Genomic DNA, 1,671 nt, shown 5'->3' with positions numbered 1-1,671 from the left:
CCGGATCGACATGGCCAAGCGACATCGCCCAAAGTACCCCGCCAATGGAAGAAACCACTGCCGCAAGCACGTAGGTGATGTGGACGGCATTGCGGGCCGACGCGCCGAGATATTCAACTCGAAGCTCGTTCCCGCGGATTGCCTCGTTCACATAACCGATGGTCCCATTCAGGAAGCGGTTCAGGGCAATTGCACAGAAAACGGAACCGAGACAGGTCGCGGCGTAGAGAGCAAACCGGGCGAGGTCGTCCTCCGGCTTCCAGCCCAAATAGGTCGCCGCCGGCAGGTTGAAGCCGTCCGTGCTGCCGAGTGCCTCGGTTCTTGATAGCAGCCCGAACAGGATCATTGAAACCGCAAGGCTGAGCATCGCGAAAAAGATCTCGCGGTAGCGCCGTAGCAGGAAGCCAAGTACCAACGAGATCAGCCCGCTCGCCATCATCGCCAGCAAAAGAAGCAGAAACAGGTCGGATACGCCCAGATACCGGCCGGCGAGGCCGGCGCTGTAGCCGCCGACGCAAAAGTAGAGCCCTTGACCGAACGAAACCAGTCCGGCGCGCATCTGGACCAGTACCCCGAGTGCGACCAGGCCAGTGCCTAGCGACACCTGCACGTAGTTGACGACCCAGGTCGGCAGGATGAAAGCAAGTCCGACCAGGACAGGAAGCGCAAGCAACAGAGTAACTTCGGTGCGATTAGACAGTCTCAGCATCAGATTTTCCTACTTTCGGCGAGAGCGAACAGCCCGTAGGGTTTGAACGCCAAAACGGCGGCCATGACGAGATAGATCGCGAAGAGTTCCGCTGGCGGATAGAGGTGCACCGAGGCCGCGCGGGCGAAGCCGACGATCAACGCACCGATCATTGCGCCGCCGATGCTTCCCATCCCTCCGATGACGATGACGGCAAAGGCCATCACAATGATCTCGGAACCGATACCGGGAACCACAGATACCTCGGGCGCCGTTAGTGCACCGCCAAGGGCACCTAGCGTGGCACCGATGAGGAATGTTACGGTGAAGGACAGCGTGACATTGATGCCAAGCGCACTGCTGATTTCGCGATCCTGGATGACGACAAGCAGCAGCTTGCCGACGCGGGTATGGTTGAGCCCCCAGAAGAGCAACAGTCCGCACAAGATCGCCACGCCGATGATTAGAAACTTGTAGACTGTGTAGGGAAGCCCGAAAATATCAACGGTGCCCAGCCAGAGAGCGGGCTGATAGGAAACATAGGATTCGGTACCCCAAATCAGCTTCGTGACGTCTTCGAGGATCAGGAAGATCGCGTAGGTGACGAGCACCATCAGGACCTCGTCGCGTCCATACATGAAGCGGAGGATTCCCCGCTCCACGAGGAGTCCGGCGATGGTGCCCGCAACAAGCGCCGCGATGGGGATGAGCAAATAGGTCAATGCGATCGGGCCACCCCCTTGGGTGTAGAGGCCGATGGCCCAAGCGGCGGAATAGGCACCGAGTGCGTAGAAACCGCCATGGGCAATGTTGAGGATCCGCATCACGCCGTAGATCAGTGTCAGTCCGACGGATGAGAGGAAAAGCCAGGCTGCAAAGCCCAAGCCGTCTATTGCTATGGCAACCATAGTGAGCATGGAACAGCTCCAGAAAATGTTGGCAAGAAACCGCGCTTGGCCGATTCGGGTTCGGCCTTCGTCGAT

Annotated in this window: 2 protein-coding genes; both read right to left on the bottom strand. The window is 58.8% G+C overall.

Annotated elements, in window-relative coordinates; genetic code table 11:
- A partial coding sequence (locus tag A3AY_RS0132985) for a branched-chain amino acid ABC transporter permease (protein WP_018329936.1) occupies positions 1-709 on the bottom strand: 709 nt, incomplete at its 3' end.
- Positions 709-1,671: ABC transporter permease subunit (locus A3AY_RS0132980; protein ID WP_018329935.1), on the bottom strand; the 963-nt coding region annotated here is incomplete at its 5' end. The genes A3AY_RS0132980 and A3AY_RS0132985, both read right to left, overlap by 1 nt.

The sequence above is a fragment of the Rhizobium giardinii bv. giardinii H152 genome (genome assembly GCF_000379605.1).
Taxonomy (GTDB): domain Bacteria; phylum Pseudomonadota; class Alphaproteobacteria; order Rhizobiales; family Rhizobiaceae; genus Pararhizobium; species Pararhizobium giardinii.
This window is presented reverse-complemented; position numbering and strand designations above follow the sequence as displayed.